24 protein-coding genes and 2 pseudogenes are annotated in these 23802 nt (G+C 70.5%); 9 read left to right on the forward strand and 17 right to left on the reverse strand.

The window, feature by feature from the left end:
* Positions 1-145: 145 nt before the first annotated feature.
* The gene (locus ABT186_RS15875; RefSeq protein WP_351223857.1) at positions 146-718 is read right to left on the reverse strand and encodes a helix-turn-helix domain-containing protein; all 573 of its coding nucleotides are present in this window, start codon (positions 716-718) and stop codon (positions 146-148) included.
* A 69-nt stretch (positions 719-787) separates the two neighbouring features.
* Between ABT186_RS15875 and ABT186_RS15880 the strand changes: the two genes are divergently transcribed.
* Positions 788-1492, forward strand: a complete 705-nt coding sequence (locus tag ABT186_RS15880) for an AzlC family ABC transporter permease (RefSeq protein WP_351925469.1) — start codon at positions 788-790, stop codon at positions 1490-1492.
* Positions 1489-1803: an AzlD domain-containing protein gene (locus ABT186_RS15885; RefSeq protein ID WP_351223861.1), complete on the forward strand. Its 315-nt coding sequence runs from the start codon at positions 1489-1491 to the stop codon at positions 1801-1803. The genes ABT186_RS15880 and ABT186_RS15885 overlap by 4 nt, the downstream gene beginning before the upstream one ends.
* A 24-nt stretch (positions 1804-1827) precedes the next feature.
* On the opposite strand, the gene ABT186_RS15890 is transcribed toward ABT186_RS15885, so the two are convergent.
* Positions 1828-2598, reverse strand: a complete 771-nt coding sequence (locus ABT186_RS15890) for a hypothetical protein (protein WP_351925471.1) — start codon at positions 2596-2598, stop codon at positions 1828-1830.
* 177 nt (positions 2599-2775) lie between these two features.
* Here ABT186_RS15890 and ABT186_RS15895 point away from each other — a divergent pair, with 177 nt between their 5' ends.
* Complete coding sequence (locus ABT186_RS15895) at positions 2776-5580, forward strand: helix-turn-helix transcriptional regulator (protein ID WP_351925474.1); 2805 nt, start codon at positions 2776-2778, stop codon at positions 5578-5580.
* 91 nt (positions 5581-5671) lie between these two features.
* On the opposite strand, the gene ABT186_RS15900 is transcribed toward ABT186_RS15895, so the two are convergent.
* The 4 genes and pseudogenes from ABT186_RS15900 to ABT186_RS15915 form a co-directional block, all read right to left on the reverse strand.
* Positions 5672-6853, reverse strand: coding sequence for a cytochrome P450 (locus ABT186_RS15900; protein ID WP_502973218.1), 1182 nt, complete (start codon positions 6851-6853; stop codon positions 5672-5674).
* 78 nt (positions 6854-6931) lie between these two features.
* On the reverse strand, positions 6932-7951 hold the full coding sequence (locus ABT186_RS15905; RefSeq protein WP_351223869.1) for a DUF1259 domain-containing protein: 1020 nt from the start codon (positions 7949-7951) through the stop codon (positions 6932-6934).
* A 150-nt stretch (positions 7952-8101) separates the two neighbouring features.
* Complete coding sequence (locus ABT186_RS15910; RefSeq protein ID WP_351925476.1) at positions 8102-10039, reverse strand: AMP-dependent synthetase/ligase; 1938 nt, start codon at positions 10037-10039, stop codon at positions 8102-8104.
* 210 nt (positions 10040-10249) lie between these two features.
* Positions 10250-10423, reverse strand: a pseudogene (locus ABT186_RS15915) (acetyl-CoA C-acetyltransferase); the annotation flags it as partial.
* 471 nt (positions 10424-10894) lie between these two features.
* On the opposite strand from ABT186_RS15915, the gene ABT186_RS15920 reads away from it, so the two are divergent.
* Positions 10895-11713 carry a MaoC/PaaZ C-terminal domain-containing protein gene (locus ABT186_RS15920; RefSeq protein ID WP_351925478.1) on the forward strand — a complete coding sequence of 273 codons (819 nt, stop codon included), beginning with the start codon at positions 10895-10897 and terminating at the stop codon, positions 11711-11713.
* Here the strand turns inward: ABT186_RS15920 and ABT186_RS15925 are convergent.
* The 6 genes from ABT186_RS15925 to ABT186_RS15950 all read right to left on the reverse strand — a co-directional run bounded on the left by ABT186_RS15925 (position 11703) and on the right by ABT186_RS15950 (position 15799).
* On the reverse strand, positions 11703-12368 hold the full coding sequence (locus tag ABT186_RS15925; protein ID WP_351235423.1) for a TetR/AcrR family transcriptional regulator: 666 nt from the start codon (positions 12366-12368) through the stop codon (positions 11703-11705). The genes ABT186_RS15920 and ABT186_RS15925 overlap by 11 nt on opposite strands.
* Positions 12369-12409: 41 nt before the next feature.
* Complete coding sequence (locus tag ABT186_RS15930; protein ID WP_351235421.1) at positions 12410-12709, reverse strand: DUF4229 domain-containing protein; 300 nt, start codon at positions 12707-12709, stop codon at positions 12410-12412.
* 90 nt (positions 12710-12799) lie between these two features.
* On the reverse strand, positions 12800-13324 hold the full coding sequence (locus ABT186_RS15935; protein ID WP_351235419.1) for a GNAT family N-acetyltransferase: 525 nt from the start codon (positions 13322-13324) through the stop codon (positions 12800-12802).
* A gap of 4 nt (positions 13325-13328) precedes the next feature.
* Complete coding sequence (gene mqnE / locus ABT186_RS15940; protein WP_351235417.1) at positions 13329-14492, reverse strand: aminofutalosine synthase MqnE; 1164 nt, start codon at positions 14490-14492, stop codon at positions 13329-13331.
* Between the two features lie 85 nt (positions 14493-14577).
* Entirely contained in the window at positions 14578-15033 is a 456-nt protein-coding gene (locus ABT186_RS15945) for an Lrp/AsnC family transcriptional regulator (protein WP_351235415.1), read from the reverse strand.
* 127 nt (positions 15034-15160) lie between these two features.
* Complete coding sequence (locus tag ABT186_RS15950; RefSeq protein ID WP_502973215.1) at positions 15161-15799, reverse strand: UbiX family flavin prenyltransferase; 639 nt, start codon at positions 15797-15799, stop codon at positions 15161-15163.
* Positions 15800-15940: 141 nt separating this feature from the next.
* Between ABT186_RS15950 and ABT186_RS15955 the strand changes: the two genes are divergently transcribed.
* Positions 15941-16531, forward strand: a complete 591-nt coding sequence (locus ABT186_RS15955) for a rhomboid family intramembrane serine protease (protein ID WP_351925480.1) — start codon at positions 15941-15943, stop codon at positions 16529-16531.
* Between the two features lies 1 nt (position 16532).
* On the opposite strand, the gene ABT186_RS15960 is transcribed toward ABT186_RS15955, so the two are convergent.
* The 3 genes from ABT186_RS15960 to ABT186_RS15970 are packed head-to-tail and all read right to left on the reverse strand — an operon-like array spanning position 16533 to position 19506.
* Positions 16533-17105 carry a Uma2 family endonuclease gene (locus tag ABT186_RS15960; RefSeq protein ID WP_351235410.1) on the reverse strand — a complete coding sequence of 191 codons (573 nt, stop codon included), beginning with the start codon at positions 17103-17105 and terminating at the stop codon, positions 16533-16535.
* A gap of 44 nt (positions 17106-17149) precedes the next feature.
* On the reverse strand, positions 17150-18052 hold the full coding sequence (gene mqnP, locus ABT186_RS15965; protein ID WP_351235408.1) for a menaquinone biosynthesis prenyltransferase MqnP: 903 nt from the start codon (positions 18050-18052) through the stop codon (positions 17150-17152).
* Complete coding sequence (locus tag ABT186_RS15970; RefSeq protein WP_351235406.1) at positions 18049-19506, reverse strand: menaquinone biosynthesis decarboxylase; 1458 nt, start codon at positions 19504-19506, stop codon at positions 18049-18051. The genes mqnP and ABT186_RS15970 overlap by 4 nt, the downstream gene beginning before the upstream one ends.
* Before the next feature lie 88 nt (positions 19507-19594).
* Between ABT186_RS15970 and ABT186_RS15975 the strand changes: the two genes are divergently transcribed.
* The gene (locus ABT186_RS15975) at positions 19595-20008 is read left to right on the forward strand and encodes a PLD nuclease N-terminal domain-containing protein (protein WP_351925482.1); all 414 of its coding nucleotides are present in this window, start codon (positions 19595-19597) and stop codon (positions 20006-20008) included.
* 84 nt (positions 20009-20092) lie between these two features.
* A complete protein-coding gene (locus tag ABT186_RS15980) occupies positions 20093-20974 on the forward strand; it encodes a LysR family transcriptional regulator (protein WP_351925484.1) in 882 nt (293 codons plus the stop codon).
* Here the strand turns inward: ABT186_RS15980 and ABT186_RS15985 are convergent.
* Positions 20871-21818, reverse strand: coding sequence for a DMT family transporter (locus ABT186_RS15985; RefSeq protein ID WP_351235400.1), 948 nt, complete (start codon positions 21816-21818; stop codon positions 20871-20873). The two genes, ABT186_RS15980 and ABT186_RS15985, sit on opposite strands and share 104 nt — an antisense overlap.
* Positions 21819-21907: 89 nt before the next feature.
* Positions 21908-22249 (reverse strand): ArsR/SmtB family transcription factor, encoded by a 342-nt coding sequence (locus tag ABT186_RS15990; protein ID WP_351235429.1) that lies wholly within the window; start codon positions 22247-22249, stop codon positions 21908-21910.
* Between the two features lie 100 nt (positions 22250-22349).
* Between ABT186_RS15990 and ABT186_RS15995 the strand changes: the two genes are divergently transcribed.
* The gene (locus tag ABT186_RS15995) at positions 22350-23321 is read left to right on the forward strand and encodes a quinone oxidoreductase family protein (RefSeq protein WP_351235398.1); all 972 of its coding nucleotides are present in this window, start codon (positions 22350-22352) and stop codon (positions 23319-23321) included.
* 77 nt (positions 23322-23398) lie between these two features.
* A pseudogene (locus ABT186_RS16000) lies at positions 23399-23802 on the forward strand (hypothetical protein); the annotation flags it as partial.

A 23802-nucleotide genomic window follows, 5' to 3' on the forward strand; every position in this document is an offset into this window, starting at 1 on the left:
CCTTCGGCTCACAGGGGCCTTCAGCTCCTGAGCCCGATGCTTTGATCCGGAACGGAATGCAGTACCCAAGGAGCCCCGCGCGCCACCCGGCGCAAGGGGCTCCTGCTTTTTCACACCTGGTGTCACACGTGTTTCACACCTGTTGTCATACGTGCTGCATGACCAGAACGAACGTGGTCCCGGGCGCCAGCGCCTCATACGAATGCGGTACGTCCCCGCGACAGGCCATGTAGTCGCCGGGACCGAGTTCCACCTCCTCGCCGCGCGGCCCCGACAGAACCCGCCCCGAACTCACCACCAGATGCTCCACCGTGCCCGGAATGTGCGGCTCCGAGGCGCGCACCGATCCCGGCTCCAGCCGGACGTGGTAGATGTCCCGGCGCGCGCCCGGCGGGCTGGCGGAGAGCAGGGTCGCCGCATAACTGGAGTGCTCGGAGTGCACGGCCGCCCCCTCGCCCGCGCGGATCACCTGCACCGCCGGGGCCGGGGGTTCGACCAGCGTGCTGAACGGCACCCCGAGCGCGACGCCGAGCGCCCACAGGGTCTCCATACTGGGGTTTCCGCTCGCCGCCTCCAGCTGGGACAGCGTGGACTTCGCGATGCCGGCACGCTTGGCCAGCTCGGAGAGGGACAGCCCGGCACGGGTGCGTTCGCGACGCAGGGCGGCGGCGATCCAGTCGATGGGGAGCCGGGCCGGTGGGGTGGCGTCGTCGGTCATGGTCGTTCGCTCCGTCGGTACGTTCGTTCATCTTGACGAACAGAAGGGGTACTGTTCATTGTAGAAAACATGCGTTCGCCACTTCGAACACGCGGGCCGCTCCGGAGTCCCCTCCCGGCCGCCGACCGTGCGCTGCTCAGGGACGTCTCCCTCGTCTGTCTCGCCAGTGGCGTGGTCGGCGTGTCGTTCGGTGCGATCGCGGTGGCGGGCGGGCTGCCCGTGTGGGTGCCGGTGGTGATGTCGCTGGTGGTCTACGCGGGATCGGCGCAGTTCAGCGCGGTGGGCATCCTGCTGGCCGGCGGCGGCCCGGTGGCCGCGGCGGCGACGGGCCTGCTGCTGAACACGCGCACGGCGGCGTTCAGCCTGGCGGTTGCGGACGTGCTGGGCGAGCGGGGGCGCCTCGCCCGGTTCGTGGGGGCCCATCTGGTGACCGACGAGACGGTGGCGTTCGCCCTGGCCCAGCGGGACCCGGCGCGGCGCCGGGCGGCGTTCTGGATCTCCGGGCTCGGGCTGTACGCGGTGTGGAACCTGTGCGTGCTGGGCGGGGCGCTGGCCGGGAGCACGATCGGCGACACGGACGCGTTCGGTCTGGACGCCGCCTTCCCCGCCGTCCTGGTCGCCCTGGTGCTGCCGGCGGTACGGGAGGACGCGCGCGCACGACGGGCCGCGCTGACCGGTGGTGCGGTGGCCCTGGCGGTGACGCCGTTCGTACCGGCGGGGGTGCCGGTACTGCTGTCGCTCGCGGGACTGCTCGCACTGGGCAGGACGGCATGACGGCGACCGTTGCCGCGATCGTCGCGCTGGCCGTGGGGACGTACGCCTTCCGGCTGGCGGGCCCCGTGCTGCACGGCCGAATCGAACTTCCCGACCGCGTCCAGCGGTTGCTCTCGGCGGGCGCGGTGGTGCTGCTGGTCGCCCTGCCGGCGACGGGCGCCCTCACGGAGCCGGGCGGCTTCGCGGGGTGGGCGCGGCCGGCGGGGGTGCTGGTGGGCGGAGTGCTGGCGTGGCGGCGGGCGCCGTTCGTCGTCGTGGTCCTGGGCGCGGCGGCGACAACGGCGTTGCTGCGGGCCGCCGGGGCGGGCTGATCCGTACTCTCACGCCAGGCAGGCTCAGCGGGACCGCGCCCCCCGCGCCAGCGTCTCCAGCACCTGCCGGGTCTTCGGGTCCTCCCCCGGCCCCGGCTCCAGCCCCTGTCTCCTGAGCAGCGCCCTGAGCGACGCCTGGACGACCTCCGCGCCCTGCGGCGCCACCCGTTCGGAGACCTCCAGCCAGTGCAGCGGCCGCGGTCCCGGAAGGGTCCAGCTCTCCACGGTCACCTCGTGGTGGTCGATGCGTACGCCGTCCCAGCGGACGGAGTGGACGGGACCGAGCACCTCCAGCGGACCGGAGGCCACGACCACGTCCGCGCAGTCGGACAGGAACGCCCGCTGCCTCTCCGACAGGGCCCAGCATGGCGGCTGCGCACCGGACGCCACGGCCTCGACCGCGCCACTGCCGCAGTCGGTCGTGAACGACGCCGACAGCGTCCGGCGCTCCCCCGACCAGTCGCCCGTCAGACCGAAGGAGTCCGGCCCCTGCTGCCGGAAGCCCAGCCACCGTTCGGTGAGCCGGGACCGGCGGCAGGGTCGCAGCCTGGCCGTGACGTCCCCGCCTCGCCCGCCCCCGTCCCGTAGCCGCAGGATCACCCCCGCGTCCGTCAGCGGCAGTTCACCGGGTGCCCGGGAGCGGGCGAGGGCCTCACAGAAGTAGACGAGGCGCCGGGCTCCCCCGTGGTCCGGCGCCAGCGTCCTGATCGCGTCGGCCGCGCCGGCGTCCGAGAACGTCACCTTGATCTCGACCGAGTCGAGCCTCGGTTCCGCTCCCGCTGATGCCGTCGGCATCGGCCGCTCCCCCGTTCCGCGATCCGCTTGTGTTCGCCTGTCTTCCGAACCCCCATTCAAGTCCGCTGCGTCATCGCCCGCTTCGGGGAAGTCCCTGCACCTGTGTCCGCGTTCACCCTTCTTGACCCGCCTCAGGTGCTCCATGATGGGGGTGGTGCGGGCGCCAGGGGGTGGCACATGCGAGGGGGACCTCCACAGCGGGTCGACGACGTCGCCGGGCAGCGGACGCCTGCCGGATTCGTCGGGCGGGAGCGCGAGCGCGGGCTGATGGACGACCTGCTCGTGGCGGGTGCGGACGGTGGGGCGGCGCTGCTGTTGTGGGGCGAGCCCGGCATCGGCAAGACGGCGCTGCTGGACTATGCGGCCGAACAGGCGGGCGAGCGGGCGACCGTGCTGCGGGCCCGTGGCATCGAGACGGAAACCGTCCTTCCGTTCGCCACCCTGGGCGACCTCCTCATGCCCTATTCGTCCGTTTTCAGGGAGCTCCCGGAGGCCCAGCGCGCCGCCCTGGAGGCGTCCCTCGCGCTCTCCGGCCAGGCGCCGGGCAATCCGTACGCGGCCTGCATGGGCGCCCTGAACGTGCTCGCGACGCTCGGCGACGAACGCCAGGTGGTGGTCCTGGTCGACGACCTGCACTGGGTGGACCCGTCCTCCCAGCGCGTACTGCTGTTCATCGCACGCCGGCTGTCCTCCGAGCGGGTCGCGCTCGCGCTGACCTCGCGCGAGGACCACGGCGAGTCGGGGGAGCGCCACAGCATTCCCGCCGTACAGGTCGGCGGACTCGCGGCGGCCGAGTGCTCGGCGCTGCTGGCCGGGGCGGGCCGGGAGGTCGCTCCCCCGGTCCTGTCCGAACTCGTACGGATCAGCGGCGGCAACCCGCTGGCCCTGCGCGAGATCGCCTCCGGCCTGTCGGCGGAACAGGCGCGCGGCGAACAGCCGTTGCTCGACCCGCCGTCCCTGGGCCGCCACCTCGAGCGGGCCTGGTCCGCCCGCGTCGACGACCTCCCGGACACCGCGCGCCGGGCCCTGGCCGTGCTCGCAGCCAGCCGTTCCACGGCCACCGGCACCCTGCGCAAGGCACTGGAGGCGGCCGGACTGTCCCTGGAGGCCCTGTCCCCCGCCGAACAGGCGGGCCTGGTCCGGGCGAGTGTCGACGGCCTCGACTTCCACCACCCCGTGCTGCGCCCGCTGGTCCTCACCCGTGCCCCGCTCGCCCACCGGTTCGCCGCCTTCCATGCCCTCGCGGCGGTGAGCACCGGCGCGCTGCACGCCTGGTACCGGGCGGCGGCCAGCGCGGGGCCCGACGAGGAGACCGCGGCGGAGCTCGCCCAGGCTGCCCTGGAGGCGCGCCGCCGCAGCGCGTACGCGGAATCCGCGCTGGCCTGGCGCCGCTCGGCCGAACTGACCCCGGACCGCGCGACGCGCGCCGAACGCCTCCACCGCGCCGCCTCCGACGCCCTGCTCAGCGGCTCCCCGTACGGCCCGCCGTGGTGCGAGGAGGCGCTGCGGATCACCCCGGACGCGGCGATGCGCGCGGACATCCAGGCGCTGCTGGGCCGCATGTATACGTGGAAAGGGGAGCCGGCCAGGGCGTACGGCCTGCTCCTGGACGCCGCGGACGCCGTACGGGCCAGCGATCCCCTGCGGGCCTGCGTACTGTTCGCGGAGGCGACGGCCCCCGCCCGCCTGGACGGCCACGTTCCGGCGGCCATCCGGGTCGCCGAACAGTCCGTCGCCCTCGCCCCGCCCACCGGCCGGGAGCGCTGGCTCAGCCAGACGATGCTCGGCGCGGCACTCGTCATGGCCGGGCGCACGGAACGGGGCAAGGCCATGCTGGAGGCCGCCGACCGCGATGGCGCCGGGGACCCCGTACGCGACCAGCCGGTGTACGCGATCGCGGGACAGGCGTGGAGCCGGACGGAGGAGTTCACGCGGGGCCGCCGGCTGCTGAACACGGCAGTGGAGTCGGCGCGCCGCCACAGCGCGGTGGGGGTACTGGGTTTCACGCTCGCGGTGCGCGGCGAGTTGGAGACCCGTATCGGCCAATGGGCCTCGGCACGCGGCGACTTGGTCGAGTCCCTGCGCTGGGCGGAGGAACTGGGCCAACTGACCTGTGTCAGCTACACGCTGTACTGCCTGGCCCGTCTGGAGGCGCTGCGCGGCGACCGGGTGGCGGCGGAGGAGCACGTGGCGAACGCGCGACGGGAGTGCGGGGCCTACGGCATCGGCTGCCAGGAGTTCCACCTGACGGCGGTCCTGGGCCTGTCGGCGCTGACGTACGGCGACCACGAGACGGCGGCCGACCAGCTGGAACAGACCCTGGCACTGGCGCTGGAACAGGGCATCGGCAACCCGGAGGTGGTCCCCTTCGCGGCGGACCTGGCCGAGGCGCAGCTGCGGGCGGGCCGCCTGGACCGGGCCGCCGAGGTGACGGCCTGGCTGGAGAAACGCGCCCGCGAAACCGGCCTGGCGTCGGCGGAGGCGGCGGCGGCACGCTGCCGGGGCCTGCTGGCGATTGCGCCGGAGGAGGCGGAGGCGCACTTCGCCAGGGCACTGGCCGCGCACGATCGCACGACGGGACCGTTCGACCGGGCCCGTACCCAGCTGTGCGAGGCGGAGGTGCTGCGCCGCCACCGCCGCCCGGCAGCGGCCCGTGCGCCCCTCGCCGCGGCCCTGGCCTGCTTCGAACGCCTTGGCGCGGAGCCGTGGGCTCGCCGCGCGGCGAGCGAACTGGCGGCCACGGGAGGCACCTTGACGGCCGGCCGCCCCCCGATGGGCGACTCCCTGTCCCGGCTGACCCCCCAGGAGTTCCAGGTCTCACGGGCGGTGGCCCGGGGCCTGAACAACGTGGAGGCGGCGGCTTCGCTGTTCGTGTCCCGCAAGACGGTCGAGGCCCATCTCACGCGGATCTACCGGAAGTTGCAGGTGCGGTCGAGGACGGACCTGACCCGCTTGCTGACCGCGGCGGACCTGATCGACTGAGCCGGTCAGGAGACGGCCGGCACGGCACTGGCGAAGAATCGGGCGGCCCAGCAGCCACGTCCCCAACGGGCGGCCCAGCCCCGCCACCCCTTCACCAGGCCACCGGCAGCTCGATCGGAAAGCGTCGGATCGTCTCCGTGTCCCAGCGCACCTCCTCCGGCGGTACCGCCAGGCGCAGCTCCGGGAACCGCTCCAGCAGGCGCCCGATGGCCGCTTCCAGCTCCGCCATGGCCAGCGGCACACCGATGCAGCGGTGTCCGCCCCAGCCGAAGGTCATATGCGGCACGGGAGGCCGGTCCGGGTCGATGACGTCCGGGTCCGGGTAGCGCTCCGGGTCACGGTTCGCCGTCAGATACGACACGTGGACGAAGTCGCCCGCCCGGATCCGTACCCCGCCCATCTCCACGTCCTCCAGGGCCACCCGGGGAATGCCGACCCCCTTGCGGAAGGGAATGAAGCGGAGCAGTTCGTTCAGGACGTCCGTCAGGGTCTCCGGCCGGTTCCTGATGCGGTCCATCAGCTCGGGACGGGTCAGGAGGAGGTAGGAGATGTTGCTGATCTGGCAGGTGGCCGTGTCCAGTCCGCTGAGCATCAGCGTCAGCACCAGGACCGCCAGCTCCTGGTCGCCGAGCGCGTCCTCGCCGTCCTTGGCGGCGGCCAACGCGCTGATCAGGTCCTCCCCGGGCGAGTGCCGCCGCTGTGCGACCAGTTCGCCGAAGTACGCCCGCAGCTCGTCCTTGGCGGTCTTGGCGTTACGGCGGCCTTCCTGGCCCGTGGCGAGCAGTTGGTGCGCGTACTCCTGCAACCGGGGCCAGTCGTCCCGGTCGACTCCGAGGACCTCGAAGATGGCGTGCTCGGGAAGCGGATTCGAGAGGTGGTGCGCCAGATCGGCCGGCGGCCCCTGCGCGGCCATCTCGTCGAGCAGGGCGTCCGCGAGCCGGGTGATCCTCGGTCGCATCCGGTCCACATGCCGCTTGGTGAAGGCCTGCGCCGCAAGGCGTCGCACACGGGTGCTGTGCGGCGGATCCGTCACATTGATGGACTCCGGGGAGACGATGGGCTCGGGCGTCAGCCGCGGGTAGTCGAACCCCGTGATCCCCGCGCGGCTGAACCGCTGGTCGGTGGTCACCTTCCGCACCTCTTCGAACCTGGTGATCAGCCAGGCGTCGGCCTCGCCGTACGGGAGCCGGATCCGGGTGGGGGCATCGCGGGCCATGAGCGCCGCGAGAGAGGGATCGAACTCCAGGCCTTCGCTGAAGTCGAACGGACACATCTTTGCATCGCTGCTTGGGCTCACCGCGCAGTTCTCCCTTTCCGGCCGCCTCGCCACTCCATGCCTCTGCCCCTTTCGTCAGCCCGGTCCGCCCCCGCCCGGCATCGGCACGACATCGGTGACGTCCACCGCCGCGCGCAGGCCCCGGGCGAGCCTCACGCCGTCACCGACGGCCCAGAAGTGGACGAAGAACAGACGGGGTTCGTCCCTCAATCCGTGGTTGTGCAGCTCGACGACCTCGATCCCGGCACGCCGCAGGGCCGCGAGGACGTCCTGAACCTCCCCGGCGATCATGGCGCAGTCGCCGCTGATCGCGGCGCGGCCTCCACCGAGCGGCTGGAAATTGATCGCGGTGGTCGATCCCAGGCCCGGCGGCAGCACCAGGTGGCCGTCGGTGATCCTTTCCCGGCGGACGAAGTTGCTCCTGTAGATCCCGCCGTCGACGACGCCCTTGACGCCGAGCGCGGCATCGATGCCGGCGGTGTCGAGGGTGACCGGCCGCGGCGGAGCGGAAGGTGACGGAGGCGGGGTGCCGGTACGGTCGAACGCCGCGCGCAGGCCGCGGGCGATGGCCACCGGGTCGTGACCGTGTGCGTGGACGTGCATCCACCAGACGCTGGGAGTCTGGGAGAGCAGGTGCTTGTGGATCGCGGTCTGCTCGATTCCGTGCAGGTGCAGGACGTCGGTGAACTTCTGCAGTTCACGCTCGCTCACCACCACATCGCCCATCAGCAATGTGCCGCCGTCGGCGTAGCGGACGAAGGACACGTGCGAACCCAGGGCGAGCGCCGGTTTGACGACGATGCCGTGGGAGACCACCTTGAGGTCCCCGCGCGGGAGACCTGTGTGGTACATCATGTTCCGCTTCATGTCGCCCGTCCGGCCCAGCACTTCGGCCACGGCCTTCCAGTCCGACAGGGCGGTGCGTACCGGCTCGACCAGTGTGCGGCTTCCGTCCGCCGCGGCCCCGGTGGACAGGGCGCCCGCGGAGGTCGGCACCCCGGCCAGTACCGGCGCCAGGGCGGCCGCGGCCAGCACGCGCCGCCGGGGCGCGCTCGCTGCCGGGTGTGTGTCCTGCCGTCGTTCCTCAGCCGTCATGTGAGCCTCCTGCCGAGATGGAAGCACGGGGGCTGCGGAACTCCGTGATCGCCGCCATGGCCTGGGGTCCAGATGGGGGAGGTTTTTCCCAATCGTTACTTTTGCGATGTCTCGCGCCCATCGGGTCCACCACGGTGGACGTTCACGTTTCTACCTCGCGTACAGCTCCTCCACCTCCGCCGCGAAGTCCCGCATGACCGCCAACCGCCGCAGCTTCATCGAGGGGGTCAGATGGCCCGCCTCCTCCGTGAAGTCCACGGGCAGGACCACGAAGCGGCGGATCGACTCGGGGCGGGAGACCAGCTTGTTGGCCTCGTCCACGGCGCGCTGCAGGACCGCGTTCAGCTCCTCGTCCCCCACCAGGAGTTCCGGCGGCACCGGATGCTTGCCGTTCATCTGGCGCCAGTGGGTGATGCCCTCCGGGTCCAGGGTGATCAGCGCGCTCACGTAGGGGCGTCCGTCGCCGATGACCATGCACTGGGAGATCAGGGGGTGGGAGCGCAGCCAGTTCTCCAGGGGGGCGGGAGCCACGTTCTTGCCCCCTGCCGTGATCAGGATTTCCTTCTTCCGGCCGGTGATCGTCAGATAGCCCTCGTCGTCCAGCCGGCCGATGTCCCCTGTCGGGAACCAGCCGTCGGGGGTCGCCGGGACCACCCCGCCCGCATGGGGGTCCCAGTAGCCGCGGAACACCTGGCCGCCGGAGAGCAGCACCTCGCCGTCCGCCGCGATCCGGACCTTCGTACCGGGCAGTGGCCACCCCACTGTGCCCAGGCGGGGTTTGAGGGGCGGCGTCACCGTGGCCGCGCCCGTCGATTCCGTCAGGCCGTAGCCCTCGAAGATCTCTATCCCCGCGCCCGCGTAGAAGGCGGCGAGACGGCGGCCGAGGGGTGAGCCGCCGCAGATGACGTAACGGACCCGGCCGCCCAGGGCGCCCCGGATACGGCGGTACAGGAGCGGGTCGTAGAAGGCGCGGGCCGTCTTCAGGGCACGGCTCGGGCCCGGGCCCGAGCCGTGCTGCCTGCCCTCCAGCGCCTCGCCGTAGCGGCGGGCCACGCTCGCCGCGCGGTCGAACAACGCCCCCCGGCCGCCGCGCTCGGCGGTCGCCCGCGCGTTGTTGTAGACCTTCTCCAGCATGTACGGGATGGCGAGCAGGAAGGTCGGTTTGAAGCTCGCCAGGTCGGCCAGCAGGTCCTCGGCCTTGAGGCTCGGCGCATGGCCCAGCCGCACCCGCGCGCGGATGCAGGCCACCGCCACCATGCGGCCGAAGACATGGGAAAGGGGCAGGAACAGCAGCGTGGACGGCTCGTCGCTCGTCTTCGACTTGAACACCGGGTAGAGGAGCTCCACCGCGTTGTCCACCTCCGCCAGGAAGTTGCCGTGCGTCAGCGCACAGCCCTTCGGGCGGCCCGTCGTACCCGAGGTGTAGATGAGAGTGGCCAGCGTGTCCGGGCCCAGGACGCCCCGGCGTACGGCCACCTCCTGGTCCGGGACCTGTCCGCCCAGCTCCGCCAGGCGCTCCACGTGGCCCTTCTCGATCACCCACACATGGCGCAGGTCCGGAAGCCGGCTGCGTTCCGGGCCCAGGGCCGCCGCCTGGCCGAACGTCTCCGTCACCAGGGCCACCGCGCCCGAGTCCTGGAGGATCCAGCGGGTCTGGAAGACCGAGGAGGTGGGGTAGACGGGGACCGTGACCAGGCCCGCGGCCCAGGCCGCGAAGTCGAGGAGCGTCCACTCGTACGTCGTACGCGCCATGACCGCGATCCGGTCGCCGGGCATCAGGCCCTCGGAGATCAGGCCCTTCGCCAGGGCCAGCACCTCGCCGGCGAACTGAACAGCTGTCACATCCGTCCAACCGCCGTCTGCGTCACGGCGGCTGAGGACCCGGTGGCCGGGCATCTCCTCCGCGTTCTCGAACGGCAGGTCGGCGAGCGAGCCGTGCGTCACCGACGGCACCAGCGGGGGGACGGACACCTCGCGCACCTCCCCGTTCAGCCGCCGTGTCTCCGGCTCCACGAGGACCGGCCCGCCGTCGTAGTCGAGATCGGTCGGGGTGGCGGGGACGGGCGCGGACGAATACGAGATGGGCATCGGGCAGCTCCTGGGGGCCTGCAGCTACTCACTGCTCTGCTGCATGAGTACGCACTGTGCGTACCGATACGTTCACCGGCGGGGCACCCCTGGTGGTTACCGCCGGTTGGATCCGCGATCGTACGGGGCTCGCATGGGGAGTCTGTGCGGGTTCGGGGATGGTCCGGGGATGGTCCGGGGTCGGGGCTGTGCAACCTCCTCACCACCTCCTCAGGCGCGCTCCAGGATCGCCGTCACGCCCTGTCCGCCCGCCGCACGGACCGAGATCAGGGCGCGTCCCGGGACGTCCCGTTCGGCGAGGAGTTGCGCGCGCGTCGCCACGATCCGGGCGCCCGTCGCGGCGAACGGGTGGCCGGTGGCCAGGGACGATCCCGACACGTTCAGGCCGTCGGAGCGGGCGAAGGGGATACGACTGCCGCCGATGACAGCGACGCGTCGGACCTCCCCGCTCCCGATCCTGAGGGAACCTCCCATCTCGACCTGCTCCTCACCCGTGACGTAGTCTTACCGCCGGTAACCTTACTCCTGAGTAAATAGCCGGGCGAGAGCTGGGAGCAGGAACATGACCCACCGCTATCTGCGCTTCACGGGGACCGCTCCCGGCCGTTTCCTCATCCTGCGGCTCGGGCTTCCGGCGCGGTCAACGGCAGGTCGTGCGGGCGTGCGGGCCAGAGCCTGCTGGGTGCTTGGCCATGGCTGAACAGTGCCCGGCGCCGGAGTTGCCCGGGGGTGGGGCGCGCGGCCCGGCGCTGACGGGGTGCCTCCCCCAAGCTCTCGGCTTCGCCCGAGCAGGCGGTCCCCCACTGCTCCAGCGGCACGACTGCGCATGGCTACGTACGACCGTAGGAGACCCGCATGCCCTCCCTTCTTCCCGCCCTTCTCCGCGGTGCCCTGCTCTCGCCCCTCAAGCGGCCCCGTCCCGACGCCGGCTTCCCCCGTACCTCCCTCGTCCTCCCCGGCGTCCGGATCGATCTCGAACAGCTCGCCGCCTATGAGCGCGTCTGCGGTTTCCCCACCGGTGTGGACGCGCTGCCGGTCACCTACCCCCATGTCCTCGGCTTTCCGCTCGCCATGCGGATCATGGCCGGCCGGGAGTTTCCCCTCCCGCTCCTCGGACTGGTGCACACGTCCATCGAGATCGACCAGCGTGCGGCGCTCTCCCCCGAAGGGGAGTACGAACTCGCCGTACGGGTGCGGGAGCTGGTGCCCCACCGGCGCGGCACCGAGGCCGTCGTCGTGACCGAGGTTCGCACCGGGGACCGGCTGGTGTGGGAGTCGGCCAGTACGTACCTGGCACGGCACCGCACCTCCGCCCCCGCCGAAGGCCCGCCCTCCGACGCCCGCGTACCCCTCCCCGCCCTCGCCGAGTGGCGCCTCGCCGAAGACGTCGGACGGCGCTACGCGGTGGTCTCCGGGGACCGGAACCCCATCCACCTGCACCCCCTCACCGCCCGCCTCTTCGGCTTCCCGCGCGCCATCGCGCACGGCATGTGGACCGTCGCCCGGTGCCTCGCCGAACAGCCGGCCGGTGCCGCCGTGCGGGTGCGCGCGCAGTTCAGGGCACCCGTCCTGCTCCCGGCCGCCGTGACCTACGCGGCCGACGGGGGACGCTTCGAACTGCGCGGCGGGGAGAGGCTCCATCTCACGGGTGAGACGCGCCGGCTCATTGTGTGACGAGGGCCTGATCGGGGTCCGGGGGTGTCCAGGGACGGCCCTCCATGAGGTTGCCGAGGCCCGCCCAGGCGAAGTTCATCAGGGTCGCCGCGGCCTGCCGGGCGGAGACGCCCGGAGTGGCGTTGGCCCAGGCGGCGAGGGACTCGGCGGCGCCGACGAGGGCCTCGGCGATCCCGGCGACCTCGCGTCCGGGCAGATCCGGATCCCGGTGGGCCTCCCGCGCGGCAACGGCGATGAGCTCCGTCACGAACGCGACGATCTCCTCGCGCATCGCGGCGACCTCGGCGGCGAAGGGCTCGCCATGCGTACGGGCCTGGAGGTGCAGGACCGACCAGCCGTCCGGGTTCTGCGCGGTGTGCGTGAAGAACGCGCGCAGTCCTTCCCAGAGTTGGCGGTCGGCACTGAGTCCGGGCCGCACACCGGCCCGCACGGCCTCGGTGAGCGCGGCGGCCTCACGGCGGATGCAGGCGGTGAAGAGGTCTTCCTTGGAGTTCAGGTACAGATACACCAACGGCTTGGACACGCCCGCCAGTTCGGCGATCTCGTCCATGGACGCGGCCATGTACCCGCGTTGCCCGAAGGTCTTCACGGCGGCGTCCAGCATCTGCTGTTCCCGCACCGCGCGCGGCATCCGCTTGGTCTTCACGGCACCCATACGGGCCAGCCTACGATCAGCCCGCTGATGCAGTGCCCCGTCTAGGACGTCTGACCCTGCGCCCGCGTCGTGTCGTCCGCCACGTCCTCCTGGCTGCGGTTCGCCTCGAGGTTCGCCTTCATACGGTCGACCCGCTCGACGATCTGCACGGACGCCCGGTCGCGTTCCCCTCGCAGGACCACGAAGCTGATCGGGGCCGAGATCACCAGGGCGAGCAGAACCACCCAGATGCCGTTGGAGGCACCGAGTCCGCTCGGAACGATGCCCGAGTAGACGAGGCCCCAGACGACCACGAGGCAGCCCGCGAAGACACCGAGGCGCATCAGCGTGTACCGGAGCATCTCAATCCACTCTTCCGTTCCGAACTGTCGCAAAGGACATCGTCCAGTGAAGCACGCCGGACACCCGATCTTGCAGGGGGGTACGCCGGGTCAGCACAGCGGCAGCAGCATGATGATGTCGTCCCGGTCGTCGCCCGGCGCCACACGGATCGCGCCGGGTATCCGCCCGACCTCCTTGTACCCGCAGGAGCCGTAGAACCGCTCCAGGCCGAGGCCGCCCCGGCAGGTGAGCCGTATGGCCTCGATGCCCTCGAAGCCGCGGACGGCGTCGGCGGCGGCCTCCAGCAGGTCGCGCCCGTACCCTTTGCCCTGGTGCCGGGGGTGCACCATCACCGTGTACAGCCACACCCAGTGCCGCATCAGCCGGTGCGTGTTGTACGTGATGAACGCGGTCGCCGCGACCGCGCCCGTCCCGTCCCGGCCCACCAGCAGCCGGGTGCGGCCCTCGGCCATCGCCACCAGATGCCTCACCAGCTCGGGGCGTATGTGGTCCTCGGTCACCGGTGGCACGAAGCCGACCGAGCCGCCCGCGTTCGATACATCCGCCCACAATGTGAGCACGTCGTCCCGGAGGGCGGGCGAGACCGCGGGATCCAGCTCGAACGTCAACGCCACCGGATCACACCCGCATCGGCTGCGGCGACTCGCGGCGCAGCGGGTCCGGGCCGTCGTACTCGCGGATGATCTCGTACCGGGTGTTGCGCTCCACCGGCCGGAAGCCCGCGTCCCGGATCAGGTCGAGCAGGTCCTCGCGGGTCAGCTTGTTCGGCGTCCCGTAGTTGTCCGCGTCGTGCGTGATCTTGTACTCGACGACCGAGCCGTCCATGTCGTCGGCGCCGTGCTGCAGGGCCAGCTGCGCGGTCTGCACGCCGTGCATGACCCAGAAGACCTTGACGTGCGGGATGTTGTCGAAGAGGAGGCGGGAGACCGCGAAGGTCTTCAGCGCCTCGGCACCCGTCGCCATCTGCGTACGGGCCTGAAGGCGGTTACGGATCTTGCCGTCCTTCATGTCCACGAAGTCGTGCTGGTAGCGCAGCGGGATGAAGACCTGGAAGCCGCCGGTCTCGTCCTGCAGTTCACGCAGCCGCAGCACGTGGTCCACGCGGTGGCGCGGCTCCTCGATGTGGCCGTACAGCATGGTGCACGGGGTCTTCAGACCCTTCTCGTGCGCCAGGCGGTGGATGCGCGACCAGTCCTCCCAGTGGGTCCTGTGGTCGACGATGTGCTGCCGGACCTCCCAGTCGAAGATCTCGGCGCCGCCGCCGGTGAGGGACTCCAGGCCCGCGTCGATCAGCTCGTCGAGGATCTCGGAGGCCGACAGCCCGGAGATCGTCTCGAAGTGGTGGATCTCCGTCGCCGTGAACGCCTTCAGCGAGACGTCCGGCAGGGCGGCCTTCAGCTCGCGCAGCGACCGCGGGTAGTAGCGCCACGGGAGGTTCGGGTGCAGACCGTTGACGATGTGCAGCTCGGTGAGGTTCTCCGACTCCATCGCCTTGGCGAGCTTGACGGCCTCCTCGATGCGCATCGTGTACGCGTCCTTCTCGCCCGGCTTGCGCTGGAAGGAGCAGTAGGCACAGGACGCGGTGCACACGTTGGTCATGTTGAGGTGACGGTTGACGTTGAAGTGGACCACGTCACCGTTCTTACGGGTCCGCACCTCGTGCGCGAGGCCGCCCAGCCAGGCCAGGTCGTCCGACTCGTACAGCGCGATGCCGTCCTCGCGGGTCAGCCGCTCACCGGCTCGGACCTTGTCCTCCAGCTCGCGCTTGAGCCCGACATCCATGCTTCTGCCTCTCCCTTTGGACGAACCCTGCCAACCGTACTCCCCACCCTTCGGGCGGGAGGTGCCCCCATACGGCGCTCCGCGCCTAACGCTGTTCCGGAAGGTCACCCACCCGGTTCTCCCACTTCGTGGACAGCACGATCGTCGTACGCGTACGGGAGACACCCTTGGTGCCGGACAGCCGGCGGATGGTCTTCTCCAGTCCGTCCACGTCGCTCGCGCGCACCTTGAGCATGAACGAGTCGTCGCCGGCGATGAACCAGCAGTCCTCGATCTCCTGAAGGTCCTTCAGACGGCGGGCCACGTCCTCGTGGTCGGCGGCGTCGGAGAGCGAGATGCCGATGAGGGCGGTGACGCCGAGGCCGAGCGAGGCTGCGTCGACCGTGGCGCGGTAGCCGGTGATGACACCGGCCGCCTCCAGGCGGTTGATACGGTCGGTGACGCTCGGTCCCGACAGGCCGACGAGGCGCCCCAGCTCCGCATAGGAGGCCCGGCCGTTCTCCCTCAGGGCCTGGATGAGCTGCCTGTCCACCGCGTCCATGCGATCGAAGCCTTCCACTGAAAAGGTCTGAAAAGTTCCTGAAAGTGATGAGTGGTACTGCTGCGTGCTGCTACGTACTGCTGTGTACCGCCAGGTACGCAAATGTTGCGACCGCTCCGGGCGGCCGTCACGTGCTGCGGGTTCCGCCGCCGAGTTCACCCTCCCAGCGGCGGTACAGCCGGTGCGGCACCCCCGCCGCGTCCAGCACCCGCCCCGCGACGAAGTCCACCAGGTCCTGGATGTGTGTCGCCCCCGCGTAGAACGCCGGTGAGGCGGGCAGCACGACCGCGCCGGCCTCGTCCAGCGCCACCAGATGCCTGAGCGTCTGCCCGCTGAGCGGGGTCTCCCGTACGGCGACCACCAGCCGCCGCCCCTCCTTGAGCGTGACGCTCGCGGCCCGCTGCAGCAGGTCCTTCGAGAGCCCGAGCGCGACCCCCGCCGCACAGGCCGTGGACGCGGGCACGATCAGCATCCCCTTCGCCGGGTACGACCCCGAGGACGGCCCGGCGGCCAGATCTCCGGCGCCCCAGTGCCGTACGCGGTCGCCCTCGAGGTCGACCTGGAAGGTCCCGGGCTTGCCGTCGGCGCCCCTGGACAGCCATTCCCGCAGGTCGTCCCGCCAGTGAGCGTCCCGGAAGGAGATCCCCGTCTCGTCGAGCAGCGTGAGCCGGGAGGCCCGGGACACGATGAGGTCGACGCTCTCGCCCGCGGCGAGGAGTCCCCGCAGCACGGCAGCGGCATACGGGGTGCCGGAGGCGCCAGACACCCCTACGATCCAAGGCGTACGCGGCGTCTCTCCTGGCTTGAATGGGTTCACGACACCGAGCCTATCCGGCGCCGCGGGGCGGGAACCGGCCGAGGGGGCCGGGGCGTATACCGGAGGGGACGAGCGGGCGTGGGGGTTGGCATGTCGGATGCGGAGCCGGAGTGGTCGCAGCGCGACCGCACGATGGCGGCGGCCAAGCTGATGGTGGGCTGGGTGGCGCTGCTGTGGCTGCTCGAAGTGGCCGACGTGGTCAGCGGCCATGCCCTGGACGGCTTCGGCATCATGCCGCGTACCGCCTCCGAGCTGGTCGACATCGTCCCCGCCGCCTTCATCCACTTCGGTTTCGCCCATGTCGCCGCCAACAGCGTGCCGCTGCTGGTCTTCGGTTTCCTCGCGGCCCTCGGCGGCCTGCGCCGGTTCGCCGCGGTCTGCGCGCTGATCATCGTGGCGGACGGCCTGGGCATCTGGCTCATGGCCCCGGCCAACACCAACACGGCGGGCGCCTCCGGGCTGATCTTCGGCCTCTTCGGCTTCCTCGTGGTCGGCGGCTTCGTCGAGCGCCGCCCGCTGGGCGTCCTGGTCGGACTGCTGGTCGGCGCGATCTGGGGCGGCTCGATACTCATGGGCCTCGCCCCCACGCAGACGCACGTCAGCTGGCAGGGCCATCTGATCGGACTGGCGGCGGGCGTGGCGGCGGCGTTCCTGTTCCGCCGCCGGGCGGTGGCGTCCTGAGTCAGGAGGAACCGGGCGACTCGGGGTCCACGGGCAGGCAGCTTGTGTCGATGGTGAGGCGTCCGACCTTGGTCTCCACGCTGACCTTGCCTCCGTACGGAAGTGTGTCCCGTCCGAGGTAGCCATCAGGTCCGGGGTTCCACAGCGTGACGAGGCACCCCTTCCGGGGGTCGAAGATCAAGTAGTTCGGAATGCCCCGAGCCGCGTACTGCTTGTTCTTGACCTCGTAGTCGTTGCGGACGCTGCTCGGGGAAACGACCTCGATGACGAGCTCGACGAGGTCGGGCGCATAGAAGCTCAGATTCCGGTTCTTCTCGGCCGCCGGGATGAGAGCGAGATCGGGGCAGAACTCGAAGTCACCGCTGAACGGGATCGCCACATCGCTGATGAATCCCCACTCCGGGCCCATCTGAGCTTCGAGCTGGGTCCAGAGCCTCACGATGGTCTCGTTGTGGAACGGCCTGAGCGGACTCATCACGATGTTGCCCTCGACAATCTCCATCCGGTACCCGCGGAACATGTCCTCGTACCGGGCGAGCTGCGAGTGCAGGCGGTCGCTGTCCGAGATGGTCACGTCGGCCTCCCTCTCTCTGCACTCGATGGTAGGCCGCACCGTACTCACACGCTCATACCCCGAACCAGAAGATCGAGCAGCGCACACACGAACAGGGCAATCCCGATGAACCCGTTGACACTGAAGAAGGCACGGTTGACGCGGGTCAGGTCGTGGGGGCGGACGATCGTGTGCTCGTAGACGAAGGCGCCCGCCACGATCACCAGGCCCAGCCAGAAGAAGAATCCGGCGCCGGTGACGATCGCGTACCAGACGAACAGGGCCGTCGTGATGGCATGGCAGACGCGGGCGCCCCAGATCGCCGCGGGGATGCCGAAGCGGGCCGGCACCGACATGACGCCGATCTCGCGGTCCGTCTCCACATCCTGGCAGGCGTAGATCAGGTCGAAGCCGCCGATCCAGACGCCGACGGCGAGGCCGAGGATCACCGCGTCCCAGTCCCACTTGCCGCTGATCGCCAGCCAGCCGCCGATCGGGCCCATCGCCTGGGCGAGTCCCAGGATGGCCTGCGGGAAGTTCGTGAACCTCTTGCCGTACGGGTACACCACCATCGGGATCACCGCGATGGGGGCGAGCGCCAGGCAGAGCGGGTTGAGCAGGGCCGCGGCTCCCAGGAAGAAGACCAGCGCGATCAGCGCGCCCGTCCAGGCGTGCCGCACCGTCATCGCGCCCGTGACCAGCTCGCGGTGGGCCGTGCGCGGATTGCGGGCGTCGATCTCACGATCGATGATCCGGTTCGCCGCCATGGCGAAGGTGCGCAGGCCCACCATGGCGACGGTGACGAGGAGGAGCCGGCCCCAGTGGATGTTCCTGTCCCACTGGAACATCGCGGTCAACGAGGCGATGTACGCGAAGGGCAGGGCGAAGACGGAGTGCTCGATCATCACCAGGCGCAGGAACGCCTTCGTGCGCCCCGGCTGCGGGATCGCCGCGGAAGCTGAACTCACAGGCCGTACTCCTTCCAGCGGCGGTCCACCTTCGCCGCCGTCTCCGGGTCGGACAGGACCATGTCGGGCCAGCCGCCGTCCCTCGTGTAGCCCTCCTCGGGCCACTTCTTCGTCGCGTCGATGCCCGCCTTGCCGCCCCAGAACTGCTGGTACGAGGCATGGTCGAGGTGGTCGACGGGACCTTCGACGACCGTGAGGTCGCGGGCGTAGTCCGTGTTGCCGAGGGCCCGCCAGGCGACCTCGTGCAGATCGTGCACGTCGCAGTCGGAGTCGACGACCACGATCAGCTTGGTCAGGGACATCATGTGTGCGCCCCAGATGGCATGCATCACCTTCTGTGCGTGCTTGGGGTACTTCTTGTCGATCGACACGATCGCGCAGTTGTGGAAGCCGCCCGCCTCGGGGAGGTGGTAGTCCACGATGTCCGGGACGATGATCTTGAGGAGGGGGAGGAAGAAACGCTCGGTCGCACGGCCGAGCGGTCCGTCCTCCGTCGGCGGGCGGCCCACGACGATCGACTGCAGCAGCGGCCGCTTCCGCATGGTGACGCAGTCGATCTTCAGGGCGGGGAAGGGCTCCTGCGGGGTGTAGAAGCCGGTGTGGTCGCCGAACGGGCCCTCAGGGAGCATCTCACCGGGCTCCAGCCAGCCCTCCAGCACGACTTCGGCGCCCGCCGGAACCTGGAGCGGAACCGTCTTGCAGTCGACCATCTCGATCCGCTTGCCCGCGATGAACCCGGCGAAGAGGTACTCGTCGATGTCCCCGGGAAGCGGCGCGGTGGAGGCGTATGTCACGGCGGGCGGGCACCCGAAGGCGATCGCGACGGGCAGCCTCTCGCCGCGTCGGGCCGCCACCTGGTAGTGGTTGCGGCTGTCCTTGTGGATCTGCCAGTGCATGCCGATGGTGCGCTTGTCGTGGCGCTGGAGGCGGTACAGCCCGAGGTTGCGGATCCCGGTCTCGGGGTCCTTGGTGTGTGTGAGCCCGAGGTTGAAGAAGGAGCCGCCGTCCTTGGGCCAGGTGAAGAGCGCGGGGAGGGCGTCGAGGTCGACATCGTCGCCGCGCAGGACGACTTCCTGCACCGGGGCGTTGTCCGACTTGACCTTCTTGGGCGGTACGTGCGCCATCGCGCCGAGCTTGCCGAAGGCCTCACGCATGCCGACGAACCCGTGCGGCAGCTCGGGCTTGAGCAGGCCGCCGATCCTGTCGGAGATCTCGCCGTACGACTTCAGCCCGAGGGCCTTCAACAGGCGCCGGTCGGTACCGAACACGTTCATGGCGAGCGGCATGCGCGACCCGCGCACGTTCTCGAAGAGCAGCGCGGGCCCGCCGGACTTCTGCACCCGGTCGACGATCTCCCCGACCTCCAGATACGGGTCGACCTCGGCCTTGATGCGCTTGAGGTCCCCCTCGCGCTCCAGCGCCCTGAGCAGGGAGCGAAGATCGTCGTAAGCCATGCGTTCCAGTATCGGCCACCCGCTACCCTGGCCCCGTCACCGGGGGCCGTCCCACGCCCCGTCGCCGTCTCTGGGGGATCGCAAGACCATGCTCAGGTATGTGCCCTTCCTGCTGGTCCTGGCACTGTGGATATACGCCTTCATAGATTGTCTGAACACCCCCGAGGAGCAGGTCCGGGGGCTGCCCAAGGTGGTCTGGGTCATCATCATCCTGCTCTTCGGCGAGGTGCTGGTCGGTCCCATCGCCTGGCTCGTCGCGGGCAAGGTGCGCCAGGCCCCGGCTGGGGGAGGCTCCACGCCCTCCGAGTGGCACCGCAACCACCGCACGACCTGGGTCGCACCCGACGACAACCCCGAGTTCCTGAAGTCCCTCAAGGAAGAGGCTGCGTCTTCTCAAAACGTGAAGGACGAGGCGCTCCTGAAGGACTGGGAGGCCGACCTGCGCCGCCGCGAGGAGGAACTGCGGCGCCGGGAACGCGGCGAGGAGCCCCGGACCGACTGACGGACACCACCGACTGACGGACACCACCGACTGATGGACACCACCGACTGATGGACACCACCGACTGATGGACACTGCCGACTGATGGAACTGCGGCTGCTCGTCACCTTCGAGAAGGTCGCCACGGTGCTGAGCTTCACCCGGGCCGCGGCCGAGCTGAAGTACGCGCAGTCCAGCGTGACCAGCCAGATCCGCACCCTGGAGTCCTCGCTCGGCACCGAACTGTTCGACCGGCTGGGCAGCCGCATCCGGCTGACGGAGGCCGGCGAGCGCCTGCTGCCGTATGCCCGGCAGATCATCGAGCTGAGCGAGGAGGCGCGGGCGGCCGTCTCCGGCGCGCAGGAGCCGGCCGGCACCCTGACCGTCGGCACCATGGAGTCGCTGACGTCCTACCGTCTGCCGCCGCTGCTGGAGCTCTTCCACCACCGCTACCCCAAGGTGCGGCTGTCGCTGCGCACCACCATCGGCGACGAGACCCGGCAGGCGCTGCGGCAGGGAGCATACGACCTCGGCTTCCTGATGGAGGAGCAGACCGAACACGCCGGGCTGGAGACCGAGGTGCTGGCGGTGGAGCGGCTGGCGCTCGTGGCCGCGGCCGGGCATCCGCTGGCCGGCAAGGAGATCGCGGCCTGCGATCTCGTACGGGAGTCCCTCCTCGCCACCGAACCCGGCTGCGCCTACCGCGATCTGTTCGAGCGGGAGCTCACCGCGCTCGCCCCGGTGGACTTCATGGAGTTCGGCACGATCGAGGCCACCAAACGCGCGGCGGCGGCCGGCCTCGGGATCTCGCTGCTGCCCGAGGTGACGGTCGCCGCCGAACTCGCGGAGGGTTCTCTCGTACGACTGCTGTGGGAGCCGCCGTTCACGCTTCGCACGCAGCTGGCGTGGCGGGCCGGGAAGCGGCTTCCGGCGCATGCGCGGCTGTTTGTGCAGCAGGCACAGAAGCTGGTTTCCGAGCAAGGGTGACCTTCAGGCTCGCGGTCACGATCAGCGGAACGCCCAGCGCCTGCACGGGCCCGATGTGGTGTCCGTACACCGCCCAGTCCATCACCATCGCGACGGCCGGGTAGACGAAGGCGAGTACGGCGATCTTCGCGGTCGGGAGCTTGGCGTAGGCGGCGTACATGAGGACGTACATCAGCCCGGTGTGGATCACGCCCAGACCGGCCAGCCAGCCCCAGCCCGAGCCCTCGCCCCGCATCGCGCCGAAGTCGGCGAAGGGCAGCAACAGCGGGATGCCGACGACCACCTGGACGAGGGCGATGAGATGCGGCCGTACGCCGGTGATGCGCTTGGTGACCAGGGTGGACAGGCCGTACAGGAGTGCGGCCAGAAGGGCCTGGCCCACGCCCACGACGTAGGAGCCCCCGTTGGTGAAGTCCCCGGGCGTGACGCCCGAGACGAGGACCAACCCGGCGAAGGCGACCACGATCCACCCCGCCTTGGCCGCGCTGAGCCGCTCACGGAACAGCAGGGCGCCCAGCAGCACCACGTAGAACGGCTGCGTGTGGTACACCACCGTCGCGACGGAGATCGACGTGTTCTCGTACGCCTGGAAGAGCAGGACCCAGTTGAAGACGATGAACACGCCGCCGAGGACGGCCAGTCCCAGGGTGCGCGGGGTGAAGCCGTGGTCGCGCAGCCAGCCGCGGGCGACGACGTAGGCGCCGAGGGCGAGGGCGCCGAACAGGACGCGGAAGAAGACGACGTTGAAGGGCGAGGCGCCCGACTCGACGACGAAGACACCGAGGGTGCCGGAGAGCACCATCGCGGTCGTCAGCTGGGCCATGCCCTTGTTCTCGGAGGTCATGTCCTGGACGCTACGAGCTGACGACGGAGCCGGTCCACGCGCCAGTGGGGCGTCCTGCCGATGGGGCCATCGGGCGTGCCGATGACGTTCTAGGCCGGCGGATCCGCGCGCAGCACCAGGTCCAGGAGGCCGGGGAAGCGGGCGTCGAACTCCGGGCGCCTGAGGCGGTTGACGCGCCTCGGTCCCTCGTCGCGCTGTTCCACCAGGCCTGCGGCGCGCAGCACGGTGAAGTGGTGGCTCAGGGCCGCCTTGCCCACGGGCACATCGAAGCTGCCGCAGCTCCGGCTCCACTCCGCGGAGCCGGCGAGCTCGCGGACGAGGGCGATGCGTACGGGGTCCGCCAGGGCGGCGAGCGCGGTCTGGACGGTGACGTCGTCGGGGTGGGTGTGCTCGGGCGCGACCCGATGACTGGTGCCGCCGCGCTGTGCCACCACGCCGTACTCCCTCATCGCTTGCTGAGTGTTCGATGAAAACCATACGCTCCCGAGTGTTCGCTTCCCATCAAACACTCAATGAGAGGTGCGGTCTGCCATGCGCTCGGTCGAATTCCAGGAGTACGGCGGTCCTGAGGTCCTCCAGACGGTCGAGACGGACGTCCCTGAGCCTGGCCCCGGACAGGTGAGCATCGACGTGGCCTACGCGGGCGTGAACTTCGCCGACCTCAAGGCACGCGCCGAGGGCTACCGGGTGCCGACGCTGCCCTTCCGCCCCGGCCTGGAGGTCTCCGGGCGGGTACGGGCGGTCGGCGCGGGCGTCGAGGGCCTCGCCGTCGGCCAAGAGGTGGCCGCACTCACCGGCGGCGCCTACGCCGAGGTGGCCGTCGCCGACGCGGTGACCGTCTTCCCGCTGCCGCCCGGCATCGACCTGCGCACGGCCGCCACCCTGCCCACGGTGCTGCCGACGGCGTACGCGCTGGTGCATTCAGTGGGCCGGCTCCAGCCCGGCGAGACGGTCCTCGTGCAGGGCGCGGCCGGCGGAATCGGCACGACGGTGGGGCAGTTGGCGAAGGCGGCGGGGGCCGGAGCGGTGTACGGAGTCGTATCGTCCGCGCCGAAGGCGGCGTACGCCCGCGAGCACGGCTACGACGAGGTCTTCGTCGGCGAGTTCGAGAAGGCGGTGCGGGCCGCCACCGGCGATCGTGGAGTCGACCTGGCCCTCGACCCCGTGGGCGGCGAAACCTTCAAGGCCTCCCTCGCCTCACTCGCCGTCTTCGGCCGACTGGTCTCCTTCGGCAACGCGAGCTCGGCCGAGCCATGGAAGGTGGGCCAGCCGGAGCTGTACCCCACGGGCGTCTCGGTGGGCGGCTTCTCCATCCTGACCCTGGCGAAGACGGCCCCGGCCGCGCTACGGGCGCTGGCCGAACAGGCCTTCGCCGCAACGGCCGACGGGACCGTGTCGCTGCCGGTCACCGCCGAGTTCGCCCTGGAGGAGGCGGCGGAGGCGCACCGACTGATGGGGGCGCGGGCGAGTACAGGGAAGCTGCTGCTGCGGGTCGCCAACTGACCTGACACCCAAGGGTCTTGTGTGATGATGTGAACTTCGGCTGGGTGTGACGAAGGCGCAACGGGGGTGCGTTCGGCGTGATCGATCCTGGGCAGATTCCGGAGTTCACGGGCAACCTGGAGCAGTTGGAGAAGGACTACGGGGATCTGAAGGCGGACGCCTCGCACATCCGCTCCACGGGTCAGGATGTCGACAAGAAGTTCCAGGGTCTGCGGGCGTATTACCAGGCGCCCGAGGCGGAGCAGCTGTTCGGGACGACGAAGAAGGTCGCGAACCGGGCGGACGATTTCGCGAAGGATCTGGAGACGGTGTCGTCGGCGCTGTCGTCGTATGCGACGGAGATCCGTCCGCTGGTCGCGAAGCTGAAGCAGCTGAAGATCGATGCCACGAACTTCGTCAACTCCGTGAAGGATGACCATGACTGGGAGTACGACGGGGACAAGGTCGACAAGCACAACCACATCCGGGACGAGATCACGGC

This window comes from Streptomyces sp. NPDC001634 (genome assembly GCF_040298185.1).
In the GTDB taxonomy this organism is placed as follows: Bacteria; Actinomycetota; Actinomycetes; order Streptomycetales; family Streptomycetaceae; genus Streptomyces.

Excerpts from the sequence above, each read along its gene's own strand:
- ABT186_RS15875 (WP_351223857.1), bottom strand. The coding sequence starts at position 718 with ATGACCGACGACGCCACCCCACCGGCCCGGCTCCCCATCGACTGGATC.
- ABT186_RS15880 (WP_351925469.1), top strand. The coding sequence starts at position 788 with ATGCGTTCGCCACTTCGAACACGCGGGCCGCTCCGGAGTCCCCTCCCG.
- ABT186_RS15885 (WP_351223861.1), top strand. The coding sequence starts at position 1,489 with ATGACGGCGACCGTTGCCGCGATCGTCGCGCTGGCCGTGGGGACGTAC.
- ABT186_RS15890 (WP_351925471.1), bottom strand. The coding sequence starts at position 2,598 with ATGCCGACGGCATCAGCGGGAGCGGAACCGAGGCTCGACTCGGTCGAG.
- ABT186_RS15895 (WP_351925474.1), top strand. The coding sequence starts at position 2,776 with ATGCGAGGGGGACCTCCACAGCGGGTCGACGACGTCGCCGGGCAGCGG.
- ABT186_RS15900 (WP_502973218.1), bottom strand. The coding sequence starts at position 6,853 with ATGTGTCCGTTCGACTTCAGCGAAGGCCTGGAGTTCGATCCCTCTCTC.
- ABT186_RS15905 (WP_351223869.1), bottom strand. The coding sequence starts at position 7,951 with ATGACGGCTGAGGAACGACGGCAGGACACACACCCGGCAGCGAGCGCG.
- ABT186_RS15910 (WP_351925476.1), bottom strand. The coding sequence starts at position 10,039 with ATGCCCATCTCGTATTCGTCCGCGCCCGTCCCCGCCACCCCGACCGAT.
- ABT186_RS15920 (WP_351925478.1), top strand. The coding sequence starts at position 10,895 with ATGCCCTCCCTTCTTCCCGCCCTTCTCCGCGGTGCCCTGCTCTCGCCC.
- ABT186_RS15925 (WP_351235423.1), bottom strand. The coding sequence starts at position 12,368 with ATGGGTGCCGTGAAGACCAAGCGGATGCCGCGCGCGGTGCGGGAACAG.
- ABT186_RS15930 (WP_351235421.1), bottom strand. The coding sequence starts at position 12,709 with ATGCTCCGGTACACGCTGATGCGCCTCGGTGTCTTCGCGGGCTGCCTC.
- mqnE (WP_351235417.1), bottom strand. The coding sequence starts at position 14,492 with ATGGATGTCGGGCTCAAGCGCGAGCTGGAGGACAAGGTCCGAGCCGGT.
- ABT186_RS15945 (WP_351235415.1), bottom strand. The coding sequence starts at position 15,033 with ATGGACGCGGTGGACAGGCAGCTCATCCAGGCCCTGAGGGAGAACGGC.
- ABT186_RS15955 (WP_351925480.1), top strand. The coding sequence starts at position 15,941 with ATGTCGGATGCGGAGCCGGAGTGGTCGCAGCGCGACCGCACGATGGCG.
- ABT186_RS15970 (WP_351235406.1), bottom strand. The coding sequence starts at position 19,506 with ATGGCTTACGACGATCTTCGCTCCCTGCTCAGGGCGCTGGAGCGCGAG.
- ABT186_RS15975 (WP_351925482.1), top strand. The coding sequence starts at position 19,595 with ATGCTCAGGTATGTGCCCTTCCTGCTGGTCCTGGCACTGTGGATATAC.
- ABT186_RS15980 (WP_351925484.1), top strand. The coding sequence starts at position 20,093 with ATGGAACTGCGGCTGCTCGTCACCTTCGAGAAGGTCGCCACGGTGCTG.
- ABT186_RS15985 (WP_351235400.1), bottom strand. The coding sequence starts at position 21,818 with ATGACCTCCGAGAACAAGGGCATGGCCCAGCTGACGACCGCGATGGTG.
- ABT186_RS15995 (WP_351235398.1), top strand. The coding sequence starts at position 22,350 with ATGCGCTCGGTCGAATTCCAGGAGTACGGCGGTCCTGAGGTCCTCCAG.